Annotated in this window: 16 protein-coding genes; 3 read left to right on the top strand and 13 right to left on the bottom strand. The window is 34.2% G+C overall.

Annotated features, from left to right (window positions below; all coding sequences use genetic code 11):
• Positions 1-64: 64 nt before the first annotated feature.
• From GJJ64_RS03170 to GJJ64_RS03160, 3 genes are read right to left on the bottom strand one after another with little or no spacing between them, the layout of a single operon-like run.
• A complete protein-coding gene (locus tag GJJ64_RS03170) occupies positions 65-1,627 on the bottom strand; it encodes a glycoside hydrolase family 28 protein (RefSeq protein ID WP_154286303.1) in 1,563 nt (520 codons plus the stop codon).
• A 26-nt stretch (positions 1,628-1,653) separates the two neighbouring features.
• Positions 1,654-3,195, bottom strand: coding sequence for an MGH1-like glycoside hydrolase domain-containing protein (locus tag GJJ64_RS03165; protein WP_229655441.1), 1,542 nt, complete (start codon positions 3,193-3,195; stop codon positions 1,654-1,656).
• A 4-nt stretch (positions 3,196-3,199) separates the two neighbouring features.
• Positions 3,200-5,929: an alpha-d-galacturonidase gene (locus GJJ64_RS03160; protein WP_229655440.1), complete on the bottom strand. Its 2,730-nt coding sequence runs from the start codon at positions 5,927-5,929 to the stop codon at positions 3,200-3,202.
• Between the two features lie 302 nt (positions 5,930-6,231).
• Between GJJ64_RS03160 and GJJ64_RS03155 the strand changes: the two genes are divergently transcribed.
• Positions 6,232-6,552, top strand: coding sequence for a bleomycin resistance protein (locus GJJ64_RS03155; protein WP_229655439.1), 321 nt, complete (start codon positions 6,232-6,234; stop codon positions 6,550-6,552).
• 177 nt (positions 6,553-6,729) lie between these two features.
• On the top strand, positions 6,730-7,611 hold the full coding sequence (locus GJJ64_RS03150; protein WP_154286300.1) for an SPFH domain-containing protein: 882 nt from the start codon (positions 6,730-6,732) through the stop codon (positions 7,609-7,611).
• A gap of 51 nt (positions 7,612-7,662) precedes the next feature.
• Here the strand turns inward: GJJ64_RS03150 and GJJ64_RS03145 are convergent, their stop codons facing one another.
• From GJJ64_RS03145 to GJJ64_RS03130, 4 genes are read right to left on the bottom strand one after another with little or no spacing between them, the layout of a single operon-like run.
• Complete coding sequence (locus tag GJJ64_RS03145) at positions 7,663-8,400, bottom strand: (Fe-S)-binding protein (RefSeq protein ID WP_154286299.1); 738 nt, start codon at positions 8,398-8,400, stop codon at positions 7,663-7,665.
• 57 nt (positions 8,401-8,457) lie between these two features.
• Positions 8,458-9,786: an MFS transporter gene (locus GJJ64_RS03140; protein ID WP_154286298.1), complete on the bottom strand. Its 1,329-nt coding sequence runs from the start codon at positions 9,784-9,786 to the stop codon at positions 8,458-8,460.
• A gap of 54 nt (positions 9,787-9,840) precedes the next feature.
• Positions 9,841-10,554, bottom strand: coding sequence for a head GIN domain-containing protein (locus tag GJJ64_RS03135; protein ID WP_195759207.1), 714 nt, complete (start codon positions 10,552-10,554; stop codon positions 9,841-9,843).
• A 10-nt stretch (positions 10,555-10,564) separates the two neighbouring features.
• The gene (locus tag GJJ64_RS03130; RefSeq protein WP_154286296.1) at positions 10,565-10,930 is read right to left on the bottom strand and encodes a hypothetical protein; all 366 of its coding nucleotides are present in this window, start codon (positions 10,928-10,930) and stop codon (positions 10,565-10,567) included.
• Between the two features lie 225 nt (positions 10,931-11,155).
• On the opposite strand from GJJ64_RS03130, the gene GJJ64_RS03125 reads away from it, so the two are divergent.
• Positions 11,156-11,824: a porin family protein gene (locus GJJ64_RS03125; protein WP_154286295.1), complete on the top strand. Its 669-nt coding sequence runs from the start codon at positions 11,156-11,158 to the stop codon at positions 11,822-11,824.
• A 66-nt stretch (positions 11,825-11,890) separates the two neighbouring features.
• On the opposite strand, the gene GJJ64_RS03120 is transcribed toward GJJ64_RS03125, so the two are convergent.
• The 6 genes from GJJ64_RS03120 to GJJ64_RS03095 all read right to left on the bottom strand — a co-directional run bounded on the left by GJJ64_RS03120 (position 11,891) and on the right by GJJ64_RS03095 (position 18,979).
• Positions 11,891-12,544 carry a carbohydrate-binding family 9-like protein gene (locus GJJ64_RS03120; protein ID WP_154286294.1) on the bottom strand — a complete coding sequence of 218 codons (654 nt, stop codon included), beginning with the start codon at positions 12,542-12,544 and terminating at the stop codon, positions 11,891-11,893.
• A gap of 4 nt (positions 12,545-12,548) precedes the next feature.
• A complete protein-coding gene (locus GJJ64_RS03115; RefSeq protein ID WP_154286293.1) occupies positions 12,549-13,922 on the bottom strand; it encodes a putative oxidoreductase C-terminal domain-containing protein in 1,374 nt (457 codons plus the stop codon).
• Positions 13,923-13,935: 13 nt separating this feature from the next.
• Complete coding sequence (locus GJJ64_RS03110) at positions 13,936-15,258, bottom strand: sugar MFS transporter (protein WP_154286292.1); 1,323 nt, start codon at positions 15,256-15,258, stop codon at positions 13,936-13,938.
• 12 nt (positions 15,259-15,270) lie between these two features.
• Positions 15,271-16,626, bottom strand: coding sequence for a Gfo/Idh/MocA family protein (locus tag GJJ64_RS03105; protein ID WP_154286291.1), 1,356 nt, complete (start codon positions 16,624-16,626; stop codon positions 15,271-15,273).
• 13 nt (positions 16,627-16,639) lie between these two features.
• Entirely contained in the window at positions 16,640-17,659 is a 1,020-nt protein-coding gene (locus tag GJJ64_RS03100) for a Gfo/Idh/MocA family protein (RefSeq protein ID WP_154286290.1), read from the bottom strand.
• 111 nt (positions 17,660-17,770) lie between these two features.
• The gene (locus GJJ64_RS03095; RefSeq protein ID WP_154286289.1) at positions 17,771-18,979 is read right to left on the bottom strand and encodes a Gfo/Idh/MocA family protein; all 1,209 of its coding nucleotides are present in this window, start codon (positions 18,977-18,979) and stop codon (positions 17,771-17,773) included.
• Positions 18,980-19,092: the final 113 nt, after the last annotated feature.

The following is a 19,092-nucleotide window of genomic DNA, read 5'->3' as shown; positions in this document are numbered from 1 at the left end:
ACTCAGAAAAGGCTTCGACTCCGCTCAGCCTGACATAAAATCGGGGTTTAAAACAACTAAATAATTAATCGGCAACAACATCAATCTTTACCTCTTTTTCTTTTAATACTGGCGTTACAACATGCTTTAATAAGTTGTTTTTAACAGTAATATCTTTGGTTAACTCGCCTTTTAATCTTAAGAAAATATCAGTTCCTTTTACAGGATAAGAATTGTAAAGAAAAGCGTCTTCTACATTCATAAAATCAATTAAAGGAACACCTTTTATAGGACTGTAAGATTTAACATCATCAATAACTAAGTCTTTTACATTTTCTGCTGTTATGGCAGAGCCCATTTTGGTATTTACTTGCACATTATGGAAAGAAATGCGGTTTGCATTTTTGATCTTAAAGCCACTTTTTGCATCAATATTAATATCATTAAAACTGATATTTTCTATAGGCATTTCTTCTAAACCATTCAAATATCCAGCTTGATTTACCTGAGCGGTGATATTACTAAAATGTATATTTCTAAATGCCGGAGTTCTTTCTGAAATAGGCTCTACATCTGTTTTTGCGTATTGCATATCTAAAACAATGGCTTGATCTCTGATATTTTTCATGATGATATTATCCACCCTGATTTCTTCTACCACGCCACCTCTACCACGAGCGGTTTTAATACGCAAGCCTCTATCTGTACCATCAAAAACACAATTAGAAATGGTGATTTTCTTAACACCGCCAGACATTTCGCTACCTATAACCACACCACCATGACCACGCAACATGGTACAATTGGTAATGGTATAATTTTCTGCCGGTACATTTAATTTTCGGCCCGAGCGGTCTTTACCAGATTTTATCGTTATACAATCATCACCAACGCTAATATGGCAATTAGAAATATGTACATTATTGCAAGATTCTGGATTTATACCATCAGTATTTGGTGAAGGTGGATTTTCTATTGTAACGCCATCAACAGTTACATTCTCACAAAATTGTGGGTTAACCGTCCAAAACGGAGAGTTTACAATGGTAATATCCTTAATTTGTACATTTTTGCAATACATAAATTGTATAAAAGGCGGACGTAAAAATCCTCTTTCTATCCAGCCCGGTAAATCCGGAGCTAAAACATCTTTATTTAACCTTTTAAACTCTTTTTGCCATTTAGAATCTTCTGTTAATTTCTTTACATGAACTTCAGAAAAAGCCCACCATTTTTTACCATGTCCATCTATTTTCCCTCTGCCTACAATGGCAATATTTTCTAATTCATAACCGTAAAAAAATGGCGAGAAATTGGTAACCTCGGTACCTTCCCATCTAGATTTCACCATCGGTAAATAATCATCAAAATTATCGCTAAAATGAAGCTCGGCACCAGCATCAATAAAAATGGTAATATTACTTTTTAAGTGAATAGGACCTGTTAAATATTTCCCAGCAGGAAAATAAACCGTACCACCGCCTGCTTTTGAAGCTGCTGCTATAGCTTTGCTTATGGCTTGTGTGGCTAGCTTGCTACTGTCGTTTTTTGCACCATATTTTACAACATTGTAGAAGTTTTGCGAGTAAGCATTTAAGCAAAGACTTAAGCAGCAAATGAAACTTATGCTTTTAAATATCTTTAACATGTGATGTTGATGAAAATTTGTAAGATTTATAAATTAACTTTTAAAGTTTGAAGCTTTTTAGATTGAGCTATAAGTTTACCATCAGCAAAAAGCATTAAACCTTTTCCTTTTTGATAGCGCTCTCCGGTTTTATCCCAAATGATGGCGAGTATTTTACCTTTATAAGGCACCTGACTTAGTTGAAACCAATCTACTTTACCTTTCGGGATTAAGGGTTTAATAATAATTGAGTTATCAAGCTGTGGCTTTAAGCCGATTAAATCCTGAATAACCAAATCCATAAAAGTAGAGTGGTTATAAAATTTACTTCTCGGATGATCTCCTTTTAACCACTCGCCATTACTTTCATCCTGATACTCGCCAATGTAAGGCTTACCGTACATTTGCTGAGACCAAGCATATTTATGTAACTCGTTGTAAAAAACAGATGCATTCATTTTACCTTTTTTGCTGTAATTATTCAGCAAATTGGATAAACCACGTAAGGTTTGCGAGCTAGCAAAAGGCCAAACAGCACCATCCCACTCGCAGCCATGGCCGCTTCCACGAGTTCTGAAGGTAGGTTCTCTACGCTCGGCAGTTGTTAAGCCCCATTTAGCTTTAAAACCAGCAGTATCTAATAACTGACTCCAAGCCTTAGCATATTCCTTCTTATCGGCAGGTAAATTAAAATACCAAGGGATAAAACCTATAGCTTCTCTAGCACCATGTAAAGTATCTCCTTTAGCCATTTTGGTTTTAAAAAATTTCTCTTTAGCATCCCATAAAGAATCCTGAACCAATTGTTTTAAAACAGCTGCTCTACTAGCATATTTTTGCGTTAATGTTGGGTTATTAACTTCATTTGCTAACAAAGCTAAAGCCTTTGCATTACCATACATATAACTGTTAATGGTTGGGCGCATATTCTCGTCTCTCCTGCTTCCGCTAACAGATTCTTCCATGCCATCTTTAACATCATGTTGCCAAAACATACCGTTTTTAAGTTTGCGCTCTTGCTCCCATTTTTCATAATCGGCATCTAAAGCGGGTAGTATCTTTTGGAGATATGCTTTATCAGGATGAACCATGTATTGCGCTAAAACAGCATCATCTACCCAACTACTAAACTGATGGAAACGTGGTTTTGATTGTCCTTTATCAGCATCATACAACCAAAAATTAAGATATTGCTTCATGTATTCTTGATTTTTTAACCACCTACCCTCATAGATATGATGACCTAAAGCACAACTGATAGATTGATGCTTTCCGGCATGTTTTACTGGTTCTATAAACTCGGTAAAGATATAGCCATCAGGTGTTTGTTTTAGATGTTTTCTAAAAGACCACCAACGGAAATAATACTTCTCTTCTATCTCTTTATCCGGAAAATCTAATAAAGGGATATTCTCATTTAACCACAGATAGGCATCGGCATTAGGCACTAAATTTTTTACCGCTTCGTTATCATCAGCATTAAATTGCTTAACGTATTGATTTAATTTTTGACCAAGGTTTACCTGCTGTGCTAAAACTTCGGTTTTAGCAGCTAAGATTATTAAAAAGCTATAAAGTAATTTCTTCATCCGTTTACAATTTAACATCAGTTGGTGCGTAATAACCAAAAAGCCAATCTATATCTCTGCCATTGCCGTTTAAACCTGCATCAAAAATTTTAATTTTTTGATTTGCATCTATAAAACCTAAAACTAAGGCTTTTCCTTTAGCTAAACTTAAGGTATTTTTTCCGGCAGGGAAAGTATAAGCATGTACATTTATAGCCGGATAATTTTCTATGATGATGGCATTAGAAATTTTACTTTCTGCTTGTCCGTAATTGTTAGCACTGGCATCAGTCTCTAACTCTGGCGTTGGCGAGAACTGAGCGTCTTTTTTATTAAAAAATCCTACCAAAACGGTTACAGGTTTAGCATTGGTAAAGGTAATTTGCGTACCATTTTTTATTTGCGCTTCCGCTGATAATTGTAAGGCGTTTAAACCAATAAGCTCTGGTGTTAAAGCTTTTATTTTCAAATCTTCATCGGCGAAAGCCTTAGCTTGCTCTTTTACAGTATAATACAATTGCTTATCTTGAAATTTAACTACTGCATTTTCATAAGCCTTAACGGCGATATTACTTGCTGTTTTGGTACTTTTTAAAGAATCAATGCTATGTTTAAAATTCTTCAATTCGGTTTCAAAAACAGGCAATACTTCTTTCCAATGGATAAAAGTTTTATCAACACCACGCATAGGTATTTTACGCTGCTTGGTTTGCATGCTGTTGGCGTATAAATAATGATTTTCTGTTAGTTTAACCAATTTCTGATAATGCTGAACGCTACTTTCTAAGAATGGTAATGCTTGGTCTAAATCTTTAACATCGTTAGAATATTTGAATTTCAAAATCCATAATGCTGCGGTTACTTTATCGGCATAGAAGTTTGCCATAGCATCGTAGCAATACATATCGTTAAGCAATCTATCAAACTCATCCTGATTTGCCTTTACACCAGCTTTTGCTTTTTCTATTGCGGCAATTGCTTTTCTACCATGCTCAACCACTTCTTTAGCAACTTGAACAGGCGTTTCGCCTATATGACCTTGTTTTTTCCACTCTTTCTCGGCATAGTCAATAATCATCTCGCCTTCGGGCGCCTCAGACTCGTACATCAAAGTAAAAACTCCGTAACGGAAAGGATTTATAAATTGTGTGGTAAGCATCCCCAAAGTAAGGGTTTGCCTATTTCCATCGGTAATACCAAAACGTCTTAATAATTTAGGGGAAATCTCTCCTGATTCTTCGTAAGCATCTAAAATATGTTTACCCGTTTCTTGGTTAGCACCATATTTTGCGCCTAACTCTTTAGACCAATAGGCAATTTCTGCTGAGCGCTCTCTTTTAGAATCCCAAGCATATCTGGCCCAGGCTTTATACCAAATCCAATCGCGGTCTAATTGCATCAATCTATTTGGTGCTTTATCGGCTGTATAAGGCCAATCCCAATAAGATGCTTGCGGGTATAGATGCAAAGCGTTAGCCTCATAAACATAGTGCATTGCCTGTACAGATTTTTGAATAAAATCTGCCGAGCCATATCTAAAAGGCTCTAGATTAGCTAAAATATGTACATTTTGAACATGTACGGTTCCTATTCTGCTAAGGCTTCGGTGTAAATCGGCCCATTTACCACGTGGTGTATAAGTTGTTAAAGCCTCGCCATTGTATTTAGCCATGGTATATAAATTTTTATACAATGGTAAAGCTGCTTTCATAACCGCAGGCGCATCACTATCATGCGCTCTTAATACAATAGGTGGCTCGGTTTTACTTCCTAGCGCTTTTAAACCATCTTGCACACCCGGAATAATGGTTTTCGTGAACCAATTAATATCATCTTGCCCTACGCCTTCCATAGCCTCGCCCAAAGTAACCAATAAACCTACGTTAGGATATTTTTGTACAAAAGCAGCAATAGATTTCTGTGTATAATCTGCAATAACTGGGATAATTGGGCGGTTTCTATCCTGAGTTTTTAATCCGTGTTTTTCTGCAAAAGGTTTTGGTATCAAGATGTTATAAAACATCTGAATAACCCAAATTCCGCGTTTATCGGCCTCCTCGGTTAAAAATTTAAAAATCTCTTCATTCTTTTTAAAAGTAGCTTCATCAACTTCTAAAGCATAAGGATACTCTTTTAGCTTTACTAAAGAAGAAAAAGGATGTCCATTCCATAAATACAAAGAGTTATAACGGTTAGCCAGCATCATATCTAAGTAGGCTATCCACTGTTGCTTATCATAAAACCAAGGAAAAGTTTCTGGTGTGTATGGATATTCATAAACATCACGACCAGGCAGATAATCTGGCTTTTGCAAACCTATAGCCGTACCACGCAAAACCATTTCTGGCTTATCTTTAATTTGTAGGTTTTCAGGCAATTTACCTTGTGCTTTAACTTGTTCTGTTAAAGTAATAAAAGCGTATAAAGCGCCAGATTCATCTCCACTAGCTAAATTTATATTTCCTTTCGCATCAGAAACAATCGCATAACTTTCTTTACCATTTGTTTTTTGATTGGTTAAGATGATATTTTTCGCCCTTGCGTTAGGCTTATTGTTCTTTGCAATTTGGGCTTGATAATCTAATTGATTAAGATGTTTTACCAATTGTGTAGCACCAAATATTACCCTTGAGCTAGCTTGTGCAGGTATCACAACATTAATTTTTTCTTTAGCTGTTTTGGCTATCGCCGAGTTGAGCAGCAAAGAAAACATCATACAAACAGTGTATCCTGTAAATCTGAGAATGAACTTCATATATAATTTAGGTTTGCAGATTTTTATAAAAACCTTAACAACAATTGCTATTAAGCATATGAAATTCAAAAATAGGTTATTAAAAGGCTTATTCTTTGTAGGTTTTTCTCTAAGAATTATAGCATCTTATCTCTGTAATAGGAAGGTTATTGAAGTGCGTTAAACTTTAATAAGAATTTAATTTTTGATGAGGTGTTTTTATGATTGGGTTTTATTTTTTGTAATATTGATAAGCATAAGCTTAAAATGAAAAATTAATTCAACCCAAAATTATGTTAACATCCGCCTGCCCCAAACTCCCTATGCGTAATAAAACTATAACGTCAGATTATTATGTAAATAAACTTGGTTTTAAAGTATCAGGAGATTATGGTGATTATTTGATTTTAACAAAAGACCAGATTGAAATACATTTTTTTGAGTTTAAAGCACTAGACCCTAAGACTAATTACGGACAAGTTTACATCAGAGTAAAGGCTATTGATGAAATCTACCAAAGCTTTATCAAACATGGAGTAGAAATACATCCTAATGGACCTTTAGAAATCAAACCTTGGAGACAAAAAGAATTTGCCTTGTTAGACCCTGATTTTAACTTGTTAACTTTTGGTGAACAAGCTTAAAAATTTATTAGAATTTATTACGATTTTTAAAATCAGCTACCCGCTATCTTATATTTGTTTATCTACTGACGTTTAACAAATCAGTTACCAACAAAAAAAATAGAAAATTAATGGACTATAATTGTAATAAAAACAAGAATTAAGAATCTCAATATCATACTCACTAATTAAACTCATATGAACAAAACCATTAAACTCTTCCTCATCGCAATAGCTGTTGCTATAATAAGCATCTTAATCTACAGTGTTACAAAAGCTATACTAGGAAATTACATGATTAACAACCCTATCAATGGCATTTTCATGCTTTTAGGTGTTTCTTTAGCCATTTATGCTTTTGTAAAAGGTGCTAAATACGTTTGGACTTTATGTGCTATAGCTGTTTTATTTACTGTACAAAGCTGCAATTATGCAAAATCAAACCAGCAGGTAGTTGTTTCTGACGACTGTGGCATGAGTTGGAAAAAAATTAATGCCGGCGATGCTGTACCCAAAGGCGGCTTAAACGCTTGTTACATGAAGGTTGTAATTCCTAACTACCCTATGCAAGGCGAGAGTAAATTTATTTCTAACCTTAAAGACAGGGTTAGAGCAAACGTTCACATTGATTATGATTACTCTATTACCGAGCCTCTAGCATTTATAAAACAAGCTAAGCATATTGGCAGAGCAAACGCTAATGCGGATGATCCAGACGCTATAAATGAAAAAGCTTTTGAAAGTGCTGAAAATATGGTGATTGATAAAAGAATTAAAGATGTTGCAAAATCCGTTTTTATCAATGAAGATATTGTTGAGTTAGACCAATCTGAAATTGAAGCTCATTTACTAAACAAAAGCAATAAAATACTTGAACCACTTGGTGTTAGACTAAATTTTATTACCCTAACTTTTGATTTAGATGAGCAAACCAGACAAGCAATAGACGTTTCTACGGCAATGAAAATTTATGAAAGTAAAGGTTTACAAGAACTTGGTAAACAAGTGATGTCTCAAAGAGCTGGTGCAACTAAAATTGTTGTAGAAAATAAAATAGAAAGCCCTCAAGTGAAAGAATAAATACCATTTCTTAAGGGATGTTAGAAAATCATCCCTTAAGAGATTTTTATTTTATAAAGAAGCATCTTCCATCCAACCGGTAGTTAAAACATCTGCTAAATGCATAGTTTTAATAGGTAATTGATGCGCATCTATATAAGCTTGTAGTTGTAATAAGCAAGAAGCATCTGTAGAAACAATGTACTCGGCACCAGTATCTAAAGCATTTTGTACTTTTTGCTCGGCCATAGCCGATGAAATATCAGGAAATTTAACAGAAAAAGTACCACCAAAACCGCAGCAAGTTTCATTATCTTTCATCTCTACCAGCTCTAAACCATGCACTTTTGCTAACAATAAGCGTGGTTCTTCTTTAATTTTACATTCTCTTAAAGCGCTACAAGAATCATGATAAACAATTTTAGCTTCTAGCTCGGCACCAAAATAATCTTTCTTTGCGATGTTCACTAAAAAGTCTGATAACTCAAAAATATGACTTTGAATTGTTCTGCATTTATTATGGATAGCGGTATTAAAAAATAAGTTATTATAGGCATTTTTCACCATCCCGGTACAAGAAGCAGAAGGAGAAACGATATAATTCTGTTCAGAAAAATCATTTAAAAACTTACTTCCTACCTCCTTAGCTTCATCCCAAAAACCAGCATTATAAGCTGGCTGCCCACAGCAAGTTTGTTCTGGATTATAAATTACCTTACAACCTGCTTTTTCTAGAAGTTTTACGGTATTATGTGCTGTTTCTGCATAAAGCTGATCAACAAAGCAAGGTATAAATAGTTCTACGTTCATTTGTGGGCGTTAAAAGCTCAAAAGTAAAGGATATATGTTAAAAAGTATTAGGCAATTTTAAATTGCCTGTATATTAGCCTGATTTTTATGCTTCTTTTGTGAGTTTAAAACTGTAAAAAGTACCAATAAACCTACGGTAAAGAAAGACGCTAAAGCTAAAGTTGAATTTCGCATACTACCTGTAAGTTCTTCTATCAATCCGAAACTAAATAAACCAGCTACGATAGCCAGCTTCTCTGTAACATCGTAAAAACTAAAAAAAGAAGCCGTATCTGGTGTATTTTCTGGAATAAATTTAGAAAACGTTGAGCGTGATAAAGATTGTATACCCCCCATAAACAAACCTACAACAGCCGCTAAAGCAAAAAATTCTGTCTGATTTGTGATATGATAGGCTGCTATACAAACCAATATCCAAATACTTACCACAAAAATAAGTACCTGTATATTGCCAAAGCGTTTAGATAGTTTAGACATTAAAATAGCTCCTAAAATTGCTACCAACTGAATAATTAGGATGGTGATGATAAGCTTTTCTGTACCCAAATGCAAAACCTTCTCACCAAAGTTTGCAGCAACCAACATAATGGTTTGCACCCCCATAGCATAAAAGAAGAAAGCCAATAAAAAGCGTTTTAAAACCGCCATCTGACTTACCTGCTTCCAAACTTTTAATAATTCCTGAAAACCACTATGTATCTTGGCTTTGTCTACTTTATTAAAATTGGGGCTGCCTTTAGGTAAAACGCTAAAAGAGATATGCGCAAAACTTATCCACCAGATACCTACTAAAAGAAAAGATAAACGAGCAGGAAAAGTAGCATCGGTAATACCAAAAAGATCAGGCATCAATACAAAAACAAAACAAATAATTTGTAAAATAACACTGCCCACATAACCATAAGCAAAACCTTTGGCACTTACGGCATCTTGTTTTTCTTTACTGGCAATTTCTGGCAAATAAGAATTAATAAATACAATTCCGCCACAATAACCTATAGCTGCTAGGGCAAATAAAATAACGCCAAGTTCTAATGTATCAGACTTAAAAAAGTATAAACCTGCACAAGATAAAGCTCCTAACCAAGTAAATAATCTCAAGAAAACCTTTTTGTTACCACGATAATCGGCAGTAGCGGTTAAAAAAGGGGTGATTATAGCAATAATTAAATAAGCTACAGCTAAAGCGTAATTAGATAAAGCCGTGTTTACAAACTCTAAACCAAAGAAAGAAACTTTATCTGTTGTGCCTGTTGCTGTTTTTGTAGTGGTTATAGCCGTATAATAAGCCGGAAAAATAGTTGATGTTATAACCAGATTATAAGAAGAATTTGCCCAATCGAACATAGCCCATGAACGAATGGTTTTTTTATTGTCTTTAAACATTGGGCTTAAAATTATAGAAATATTTTATAATTCTAACACGGCAATTTCCCAAGCTTAATTTGCTTGCGTGATGCTTGCAGCACCACTTTCATCTCTCTTAATGGTTTTTGGATTTCCTTTATAAATGATATTGCTTTGCCCAGATGATTTTACTTCTAAACTATTTAAAACATTTATTTGTGCATCACTTGCACCACTGCTTTCCAGCCTGTAATCACTTACTACAAAATCAAAGGCTTTAATAGTGCTAGAACCGCTGGTTTCTATAAAATGCTGTCTGCTTTGTCCTTTTAAACTAATTTCTGCAGATCCAGATGTATTAGTAGTTAATCTTGCAGCTTCTAACACCAAAGCTACATCTGTTGCACCGCTTAAATCTAATTCAAAATCTTGAGCTATAATTTTACTTTCTCCTATCACTTCTACCGCACCGGATGCTTTAATAGCATTCCAAGTTTTAGAAGATAAACTTATAGCAACCGGACCACCATCGCATATATCTTTATCCAAGGTAATAGTAAGTACATCGCCAGATATTTTCTGCTTTACATGAGGAATAACATTGTCATCAGCCATGATGCTCATTGTAAAAGAATCTGATTGGGATATCAATACCTTAAAATCTCCTGATATTTCTAATTTAGAAAAATCGCCAATGCTTCTTTGTTCTACAATTTGCTCTCCGGAGCCGGTTATACAGCCAGACCCTCCGCAAGAAGATAATATAATTATTAACAGTGATAGTGTGTAAAAAATGTAGTTTCTCATGTTTTTCGTATTAAATTTCATCTGGTTCTCTTTCAGGGATATACTCTCCCTTCAGTTGTAAAGTAGTATCGGTAAAATTAAAATCAATTTTCATTTTTTCTGGCGCATGATGGTCTAAATCTGCACAAGCATTAAAAAAACCTATCTGATAATGAACTATAAAATATCCGCTATTAGCAGTTTGATAAAATATTTGATTTTCTTGCAGTACCAAATCATACACCCTTTCTTTTTTGTGGTAATGATAGCTAAAAATTAAATCGTGTATTAAAGTCTCTTTGTTTTTAAGAAACAAAAAAAATTCTTCTTTATGTTGCCCTCCTAGCCATTTATTTTTTTCTTCTTCGCTTACGCTGATGTTCCTGAGCTCCTGCATAAAAACAAAATTAAAGATAGATTATAGTTTAGTCGACATTTTGTAACGTAAAAGTGACACAAATGTATTTTATAGACTACAAAAATTAAAAAGTCTAACATCCTATCTAAAGCAAAAATCAAGCTCATTTTCAGCTAGATAATACAAAAACAAGATAAACTATGCCAATTGGACCTGATATTGAACAAAGGGTATCGAACTTATTTAATCTTAAATAACACAATTATGAAAAAAGTTTTTTTAGTAGCAGCAGCTTTCATTTTCGGGAGCACTGTATATGCACAAACAACTACAACATCTTCTGCCGGAGCAACCAAATTTGGTTTGAAAGCAGGAGTTAACTTACCAAAGTATCAGTTTACTGATGATGACGCTAACACTTCTAACGATACCGAGAGTGCTGTAAACTTTCATGTAACAGGTTATGCCGATGTTCCTTTATCAGGGATGTTCTCTGTACAACCTGGTATTTCTTTACAAGGTAAAGGTGCTAAATATACTAGCGGAAATAATGAACTTACAGAAAATGTTTTAGCTGTTGAAGTACCTGTAAACTTTGTTTTAAATGTACCAGCCGGACCAGGTAAATTCTTTTTAGGTGCCGGCCCTTATGCTGGTTTTAACGTAGCAGGCCAGTACAAAGGCGAAGGTTCTTTCTTTGGTATTGATTACGAAGGAGAAACAGATATGAATATTGGTAATGACTCTGGGGATGACATAAAACCTATAGATTTTGGTTTCAATTTCTTAACAGGATATCAATTTTCATCTGGATTTAACATTGGCGCAGGTTATGGTTTAGGTTTAACCAATTTACGTCCCGGTAGTACAAGCGCTACTAACGTAGAGAAAAATAACCGTGTTTTATCTTTCTATGTAGGATTTGCTTTTTAAGCTAATACCTTTAGAAATTAAAACAAACAAAGGGAGCCATAATGGCTCCCTTTGTTTGTTTTTTAATCAGCTAAAAAAAATATCACCAAAAAATTTTGGCTGATGAAAATCTGGTTCAAGAGTATCAATAAAAGTCCAAGAGAGATAATCTGGCTGTGGTAAATCATCTCCACATTTATAAAAATTAGCTTTTGCCGATAAACCCCTGAAAGTCTTTAAGTTAGAAAAAACAAAAACATCTATCGGTACTAAAATCAATATTTCCCAATTAAATTGATTTAATGTCTTATCATTTTGAAGCTTAGTAAGCGTTTTTATCGATTTTAATATTTGTTCTGGCAATAGCTTCCTATTAAACCTACCTTCACCATAACCTACTTTTAAGCTTCCTAAACAATTAAATTCTAGGTTATAGTAATTTTCATCATCCAAAAAAGATATGAAACACTCAACACAATTATCTAAATGAACATCATCATTAGTTTTTCTAGCATGCGATTTAAAATAGGTTTCAGAAACTTGAAATTTTAATAGTAAAGTATCCTGTAAATGGGCAATATTAAAAGACGATTCTGTATTTGTTTTGAAATTAGCCCAAGAGGAGTTTATGAGCTTATGAGGTTTTAAAGTATTTAGTTGTTTAGCTATAATATTTAAATCTAAAATGCTTATATCTTCAGAAATATGAGGCACAAAAATGCTAGGGTGTGTATCCAACATAAACCTATTTTAACGATGCTTTACTTAAAGCGGATGTTGTTGTATAATATTTGGTAAGCATATAAGATTTTTCCCAAGCCGGAAGCTGGCCTTTTTTTAAATAAGAAAAATACTTCTTGGCAACTTCTGCAAAATGAGCTTCATGTCCTACATGATACTTTTCTGGTATAACAATTTCCCAGCCTTCATCAGAAGGTTTTAAAGCTATACCGGGATACTTTAAACTTAGTTTTTTAATGTTTTGATTTAATTGCTTTGTATAAGCCGCTGTTTGCTTTAATGGTTTTATATACAAAATAGGCTTAAAATTCTGCTCTTTACCTTGTTTAATAAACAAATTTGCTTTTGTACCACGTATCAAAGAGTAATGCGTATCGCCACTTCCTTTAGGTGCTTCAAAATCCCATTTCACACCAACTTTTACATATACACCTTTTAAAGTATATATCATTTCTCCATTGGCATTTACATGTAAAACATCGTTTTTAAGATATTTTTTAAGATAATCAGGAAAAGTATCTAATCTGGTTGACTTAGTAAACTCTGCTAAACTTAAAGGCGTAGACCATTTTTGTGCAGAAAGTATTACCACATCATTTTTATAATCAAAAACCGTCTCAGGAAAAACAGACCATTGTATTAAATCAACCAAATGGGTAGTAACATCTACCAAACCCTCACCTTCTTGTTCAACATCAAAATACCAAGCTGGTCTTATTAATGGTGCACCAGAAACATATTTAAAAAAATGGTGTACACTTAATTTTTCCACAGCAGGTTGCTGCAGGTTGCCTTTCTGTATGTCTCCAAAAACTTCTGGATTTTGGGCTAATTCTCTTTGCAATAAGTTAGTAATTTCATAACGTTCTGTCATGATATCAAAAAGAAGTAAATCATGAGCTTCTGCCTTTTGAAAAGCTTTTTCAAGGATTTCAAATCCTCTTTTATCAATAGCCATAGGTTTATCTGCTAAGACATTTAACCCAGCTTGAACGGCTTCATTGATATAAGCAGTTTTTTTCTGGTTGTTTCCCGCTAAGATTAAAACATTGCCCTTCTTTTCACTCAACATCTTTTGAAGATAATCTTCGCCTTTATAGACATTTAATTGCCAGTTGGTAGGATTATTTTCTCTCGTATTATAAGAATTTATCAGCTTAAGATGTGCAGCTAGTTCGGGGCCGTTTGGGGCATAAATATTAACTTCTTTACTTACCTCATCAAACATTACTTTTTGAACTAAGGCTGCATGAAAATGTCCCGGATTTAAGGTTAAAAGTTTAATCATACCTAATTTGCTGTTTTTTTGTACCCTACAAGCTGAGCAAATTAAAACAAGAACAATAATAGCTGATAATTTTATGAAGTTGTTTTTCATTATAAATGACGGTTTAAATGCTCCATCGCCTTATTTTAAATCCCTTTACTGCATAAAATACGAGGTACAAATAACATGGAAATAACACCCAGTAAGCTTGTTTCAAACCAAATTCATCAGCAAAATAACCATAAAATAAAGGAACTATTGCGTTGCCACATAAACCCATAATCATGATAGAAGCACCTAGTTTGGTAAACCTACCTAAACCATCTAAAGCAAGAGGCCAAATACCCGCCCATACTAAAGAATTAGCTAAACCTAAAAGCACCACAAACCAGATAGAGATATCGGCATCATGACCTAAAAAATTAATATTTCCTTCGGTATAAATAATAGCTAAGGTGAAAATAGTACCCAATAAAGTACATATTCTTAAAGCATTAACCTGACTAACAAATCTTGGAATGGTAATTATACCCAATAAATAGCCGCAAATAGTTAAAAACAAAGTGTAAGACGGAAAAACTTTAGCTTCTAGGAGTTGAATATTCATAGAGCCAGCATAGCCAATAATGGTATCAATAGCAATTACCTGTGTACCTACATGTAAAAATATAGCAATAGCGCCCAATATTAAATGTGGAAACTGAAAAATGCTTGTTTTATCAGAATTAGCTAGAGCAACTTCTTCACTTTCTTTCTCGGTATTTATTTCTGGTAGAGGTGAATACCTTACAAATAAGCCTAATCCAAATAGTACAGCACCTACACAAGAATAAGGTACTATTACCCTTCTAATAAGTTCATCTAAAGCTGCATCCCTCTGGACATCATCCATCGTAGGAAGTTGCTTAAACAGTTCTCCATCTGTAGCTTTAAGAATTACAGCTGCAAAAATTAAAGGTGCTAATATTCCCGCCCCTTTGTTGCATATCCCCATAATACTGATACGTTGTGCAGCTCTTTCTTTTGCGCCTAATACGGTAATATATGGGTTTGCTGCTGTTTGTAAGATGGCTAAACCAGAACCTAAGGTGAATAATCCGATTAAAAAGATTTCATAGGTTCTAGTAAAAGCGGCAGGCACAAAAATAAAAGCACCTATTGCCATTGTCCAGAAACCTAGCATCATCCCTCTTTTAAATCCAAACTCTTTTAAAAGAAAAGACGATGGTACAGACATCACAAAATAGGATATATAAAATGCAAAAGTTACCAGATAAGATTGAAAATTTGTAAGCTCGCAAGCGATTTTAAAATATGGGATAAGGATAGCATTTATCCAACTCACAAAACCAAAAATGAAGAATAATACCGCTATAATCATGATAGAAACTGTGGTATCACGCTTACTTAATGAGTTTACATCAACTGATGCTAAATGATTCTTCATGCTTGATTTTGATTAAATGGTAGGCTCCCAACCTGGCTCATAAGCTCTGCTCCAATATTTCATGGCTTCTGGATTATCTATAATTCTTCCGTTTTTAGGATTAATATTTAGGCTAGTACCAGTTCTTAAAGCAATATTACCTAACTGAACCAACAGTGTACTTTGGTGACCACTGATGATATCAGAATTTAAAAAACTTCCTTTCTTTATAGCATCAAAGAAATTTTGGAGATGATAAGCGTCTAATACTTGCGAGGGATTGGTTAGACTGGTAGCTTCAACTTTGGTATCGTCTTTCACTTCTTTCAAAAGTTTACCTTTTAAATCAAAAACCTTATAGGCATTAGAGCCGTCAATTTGTAAAGAACCGTTTTCGCCATAGAAAATCACGCCAACTGTACTACCCTCAACAGGCACACTGTTACAGCTTCTTCCCTCCCAACTGATGAATTTATCATGACCAAATTCCATATTGATGATTTGGGTATCTGGAGTTTCCCAATCATCTTTATAATGATACCTTCCGCCGTTTGAGCTAACTTTTGTAGGATAATCTACCTTTAAACCCCATCTGGCAATATCCACCATATGCGTTCCGTTGTTTAAGGCTTCACCCGTTCCCCAATGCCAAAACCAATGCCAGTTGTAGTGTATAACATTGTCTTTGTAAGCTTTATGCGGAGCTGGACCTTGCCATAAATCATAATTTAACCAAGATGGCACAGCTGCTTCTTTTCCAATCCCGATAGGTTTACGATTGTTTGTATACCAAGTTTTAGCAAAATATGGGCGACCGATTATGCCATTATGCAGCTCTTTAATTCCTGCAATAACATTTGGCCATGATCTCCTTTGGTTACCCATTTGGATTACATTTTTATACTTATCAACCGCAGCAACTAACAATTCTCCTTCATGAGGGTTATGGCTACAAGGCTTCTCTAAATAAACATGTTTACCAGCTTTTGATGCTAAGATAGCCGCAGGAGCATGCCAATGGTCTGGCGCAGCCACAACCAAAGCATCTAAATTTTTATCTTCTAAAGCCTTTCTAAAATCAGGCTGTGCCTTAGTTTTTTTATTTTGAGTTTCTTCTACTTTGGCAATACATTTTTGGGCGGCTCTTTCATCAACATCACAAACATAGATAACTTCACAATTGGGTTGCATGGCAAAATTTGTTGCTAAGGCTAAACCTCTGGCGTTTACCCCCATCATGGCTACCCTTACCCTTTCATTAGCTCCTAAAATACTAGCATAGCTTTTAGCACTAAAGCCCGGTAAAATACCACCAAAAGTAACTACCGCTGTACCTGTTACTGCGGTTTTGATAAAACTTCTTCTGGTGTTGTTGCTGCCTTTTTCCATATCTAAAATAAATTTACTTTACCTTATCAAAAACAGCTTCTATACTTATGCTAGCACCATTATTTCTTTTACTTTCATCAGCAGCTTCTATAAATGCACAAATTTCTAAGGTTTCTTGCATACTTACAGGTACTTCTCCTGCATCAAAAAACTGTATTATTTTTTGCAACAAAGGATTATAACCCTTGTAATTTTTTAATTCTATAATACTATGCTCGCCAAAAACTGTAGCGCCATAATCTCTTTTACCGGCTCTTATACCCCTAAAAGTTCCTATCCTATTTCCTTCCCAAATACCAACAACATGGTCTGTATCTTCAGTATGTACTCTTGAAACTGATTTACAACCTGTTCCCATAATGGTAAAAAGCATTTCTATACCATGTATTCCGTACCAGAAAAAATCTGGATGGGTTGGCTCTAGAAGAGCAGGACTATAGGTTTCTGCACCTAACACTTTTCCGTATTTACCATTTCTAACATCATCTAACCCTTCTACATACCTTAATGATGAAGATGAAAAAACAGGAGTTTTATATTTTTCGGAAGCTTTAAATATGGCTTTAGCATCAGCCAAAGATGCTGCAATAGGTTTATCAATAAACATACGCTTACCGGCTTTTAAAACAGGTAAAGCTTGTTCTAAATGCCTTCTACCATCATTAGTTTCTAATAAAACAACATCAACTTTTTTTAGCAGCTCATCTATGGAAGATACAATTTCTACACCTAGCTTCTTAACATCTTCTGTATAACCCGGAATTCTATCTACACTACTCTTAATATCCAAACTACCATGAGGATAAGCCGCAACTACCTTATAACCAAGATATGTGTTAGCTGAATCCTCGGTATTTAATGTTTTAGTAAATGCTACAACATGCGAAGTATCTAAACCTATAATACCTACTCTTTTCCCTTTTTGGTTAATATTTTTTGCCATTAATGGATGTAGCGCTCCCGATAAACCTATACTTGTACCTGCTATAGTTGCCATTTGAATAAATTTTCTTCTGCTGTAAGGATGTTTCATGATGATTTATTATACGCTCAAATATTAATGATAATGGAGTTTAATATGCCTAAAATTTATGATAACTGATAGTTTATGTATTTAAGTAAACGTAAAAAATAAAACATCCTGCTAAGAATATTCCTTTTTCCAGTATTGTGTATTACCAGTATCCATAGCTGCATTTGCCATGTGAACAGCTATAGCTACATTTTTACCTGCAACAACATCGCAGAAAGGTTTTTTATTATTTTGTATGCAGTTGATAAAATCTAATAAAGCATATACAGTTGGGTCTCTATCTTCACCATCAGGAGATGAAAACTTAATTTCTTTAGCTTCACCAGGCTTTATAGCTTCTAAAGTTGCGCCAGTAACCCCATCTACCACTCCTAGTTCTTTTTTTACAGGCTCAGGATAAAAATAAATGTTATTTCGCTTGATATCTAAGGTGCCTTTAGAGCCTAATATTTTGATAGCATAACTATTATGCTGATTATTAGAAACAGAAGTAACGCAAGATTTTATGCCGTTTTCATATTCATAAATCACTTTAATATTATCATAAATATCCCTACCATCTTTCCAATAATCTATTCCGCCTAAACCCATAACTTTTTTAGGATTTGAACCTAATAACCAATTAACTACATCAATTTGATGAGCACAAAGTTCGGCAACTAAACCTCCAGAAAACTCTCTATATAATCTCCAATTAATCACACGCTCTTCCTGACCACTTAAAACAGGCCTGCGCCAATCAGAGTTTCTATTATATTGACTTTCAATATGTGATATTTTACCTAGCCAACCTTTATCTATAATTTCTTTTACCTTATAATACAAATCGTAATAACGATATTGATGACCTACTTGAAAAACTAAATCTGTTTTTTGAACTTCTTTAACTAAAGATAATGCTTGGTCTATGTTAAAAGTCATTGTTTTTTCTACAAAAATGTGCTTCTTATTTTTAAGAGCTTCTAAACACATTTCATAATGCATAAACAAAGGACTAGCAATAATAACTGCATCTATTTGTGCTTGGGCAAGCATCTTTTTATAATCAGAAAAGTATTGTGTTTGTGCATTGCCCCATTTTTTGGCTTCTGCTAATCTACGTGTATCATTATCGCAAAAAGCTACAAATTGGATTCCTTGAATATCTTTAGTAATACTAACAATTCCGGCCCCTCTTTGTCCAAAACCAATAAGTCCTAATCTTATTTTTTTAGACTTTTCTTGAGCAAAAGAAGTTAAGTTCATTGTACTTAAAGTTGCCAAGGTTAAAGCGCTACCTGATATAAATTTTCTTCTTGTAATTGGCTTTCTATGAGACATGGTTTATAATTCTGACTAGTTTCGTGTACGTAACCGAAGTTAACGAATATTTTAAAATTTACAAATAATTTATGGCTAAGAAATACAAGTTTTATGAAATAGATTTGATATAA

Source organism: Pedobacter puniceum (assembly GCF_009674685.1).
GTDB lineage: Bacteria > Bacteroidota > Bacteroidia > Sphingobacteriales > Sphingobacteriaceae > Pseudopedobacter > Pseudopedobacter puniceum.
This window is presented reverse-complemented; position numbering and strand designations above follow the sequence as displayed.

Coding starts and splice junctions, on each gene's coding strand:
- GJJ64_RS03170 (WP_154286303.1), bottom strand. CDS start 1,627: ATGTTAAAGATATTTAAAAGCATAAGTTTCATTTGCTGCTTAAGTCTT.
- GJJ64_RS03165 (WP_229655441.1), bottom strand. CDS start 3,195: ATGAAGAAATTACTTTATAGCTTTTTAATAATCTTAGCTGCTAAAACC.
- GJJ64_RS03160 (WP_229655440.1), bottom strand. CDS start 5,929: ATGAAGTTCATTCTCAGATTTACAGGATACACTGTTTGTATGATGTTT.
- GJJ64_RS03155 (WP_229655439.1), top strand. CDS start 6,232: ATGCGTAATAAAACTATAACGTCAGATTATTATGTAAATAAACTTGGT.
- GJJ64_RS03150 (WP_154286300.1), top strand. CDS start 6,730: ATGAACAAAACCATTAAACTCTTCCTCATCGCAATAGCTGTTGCTATA.
- GJJ64_RS03145 (WP_154286299.1), bottom strand. CDS start 8,400: ATGAACGTAGAACTATTTATACCTTGCTTTGTTGATCAGCTTTATGCA.
- GJJ64_RS03140 (WP_154286298.1), bottom strand. CDS start 9,786: ATGTTTAAAGACAATAAAAAAACCATTCGTTCATGGGCTATGTTCGAT.
- GJJ64_RS03135 (WP_195759207.1), bottom strand. CDS start 10,554: ATGAGAAACTACATTTTTTACACACTATCACTGTTAATAATTATATTA.
- GJJ64_RS03130 (WP_154286296.1), bottom strand. CDS start 10,930: ATGCAGGAGCTCAGGAACATCAGCGTAAGCGAAGAAGAAAAAAATAAA.
- GJJ64_RS03125 (WP_154286295.1), top strand. CDS start 11,156: ATGAAAAAAGTTTTTTTAGTAGCAGCAGCTTTCATTTTCGGGAGCACT.
- GJJ64_RS03120 (WP_154286294.1), bottom strand. CDS start 12,544: ATGTTGGATACACACCCTAGCATTTTTGTGCCTCATATTTCTGAAGAT.
- GJJ64_RS03115 (WP_154286293.1), bottom strand. CDS start 13,922: ATGAAAAACAACTTCATAAAATTATCAGCTATTATTGTTCTTGTTTTA.
- GJJ64_RS03110 (WP_154286292.1), bottom strand. CDS start 15,258: ATGAAGAATCATTTAGCATCAGTTGATGTAAACTCATTAAGTAAGCGT.
- GJJ64_RS03105 (WP_154286291.1), bottom strand. CDS start 16,626: ATGGAAAAAGGCAGCAACAACACCAGAAGAAGTTTTATCAAAACCGCA.
- GJJ64_RS03100 (WP_154286290.1), bottom strand. CDS start 17,659: ATGAAACATCCTTACAGCAGAAGAAAATTTATTCAAATGGCAACTATA.
- GJJ64_RS03095 (WP_154286289.1), bottom strand. CDS start 18,979: ATGTCTCATAGAAAGCCAATTACAAGAAGAAAATTTATATCAGGTAGC.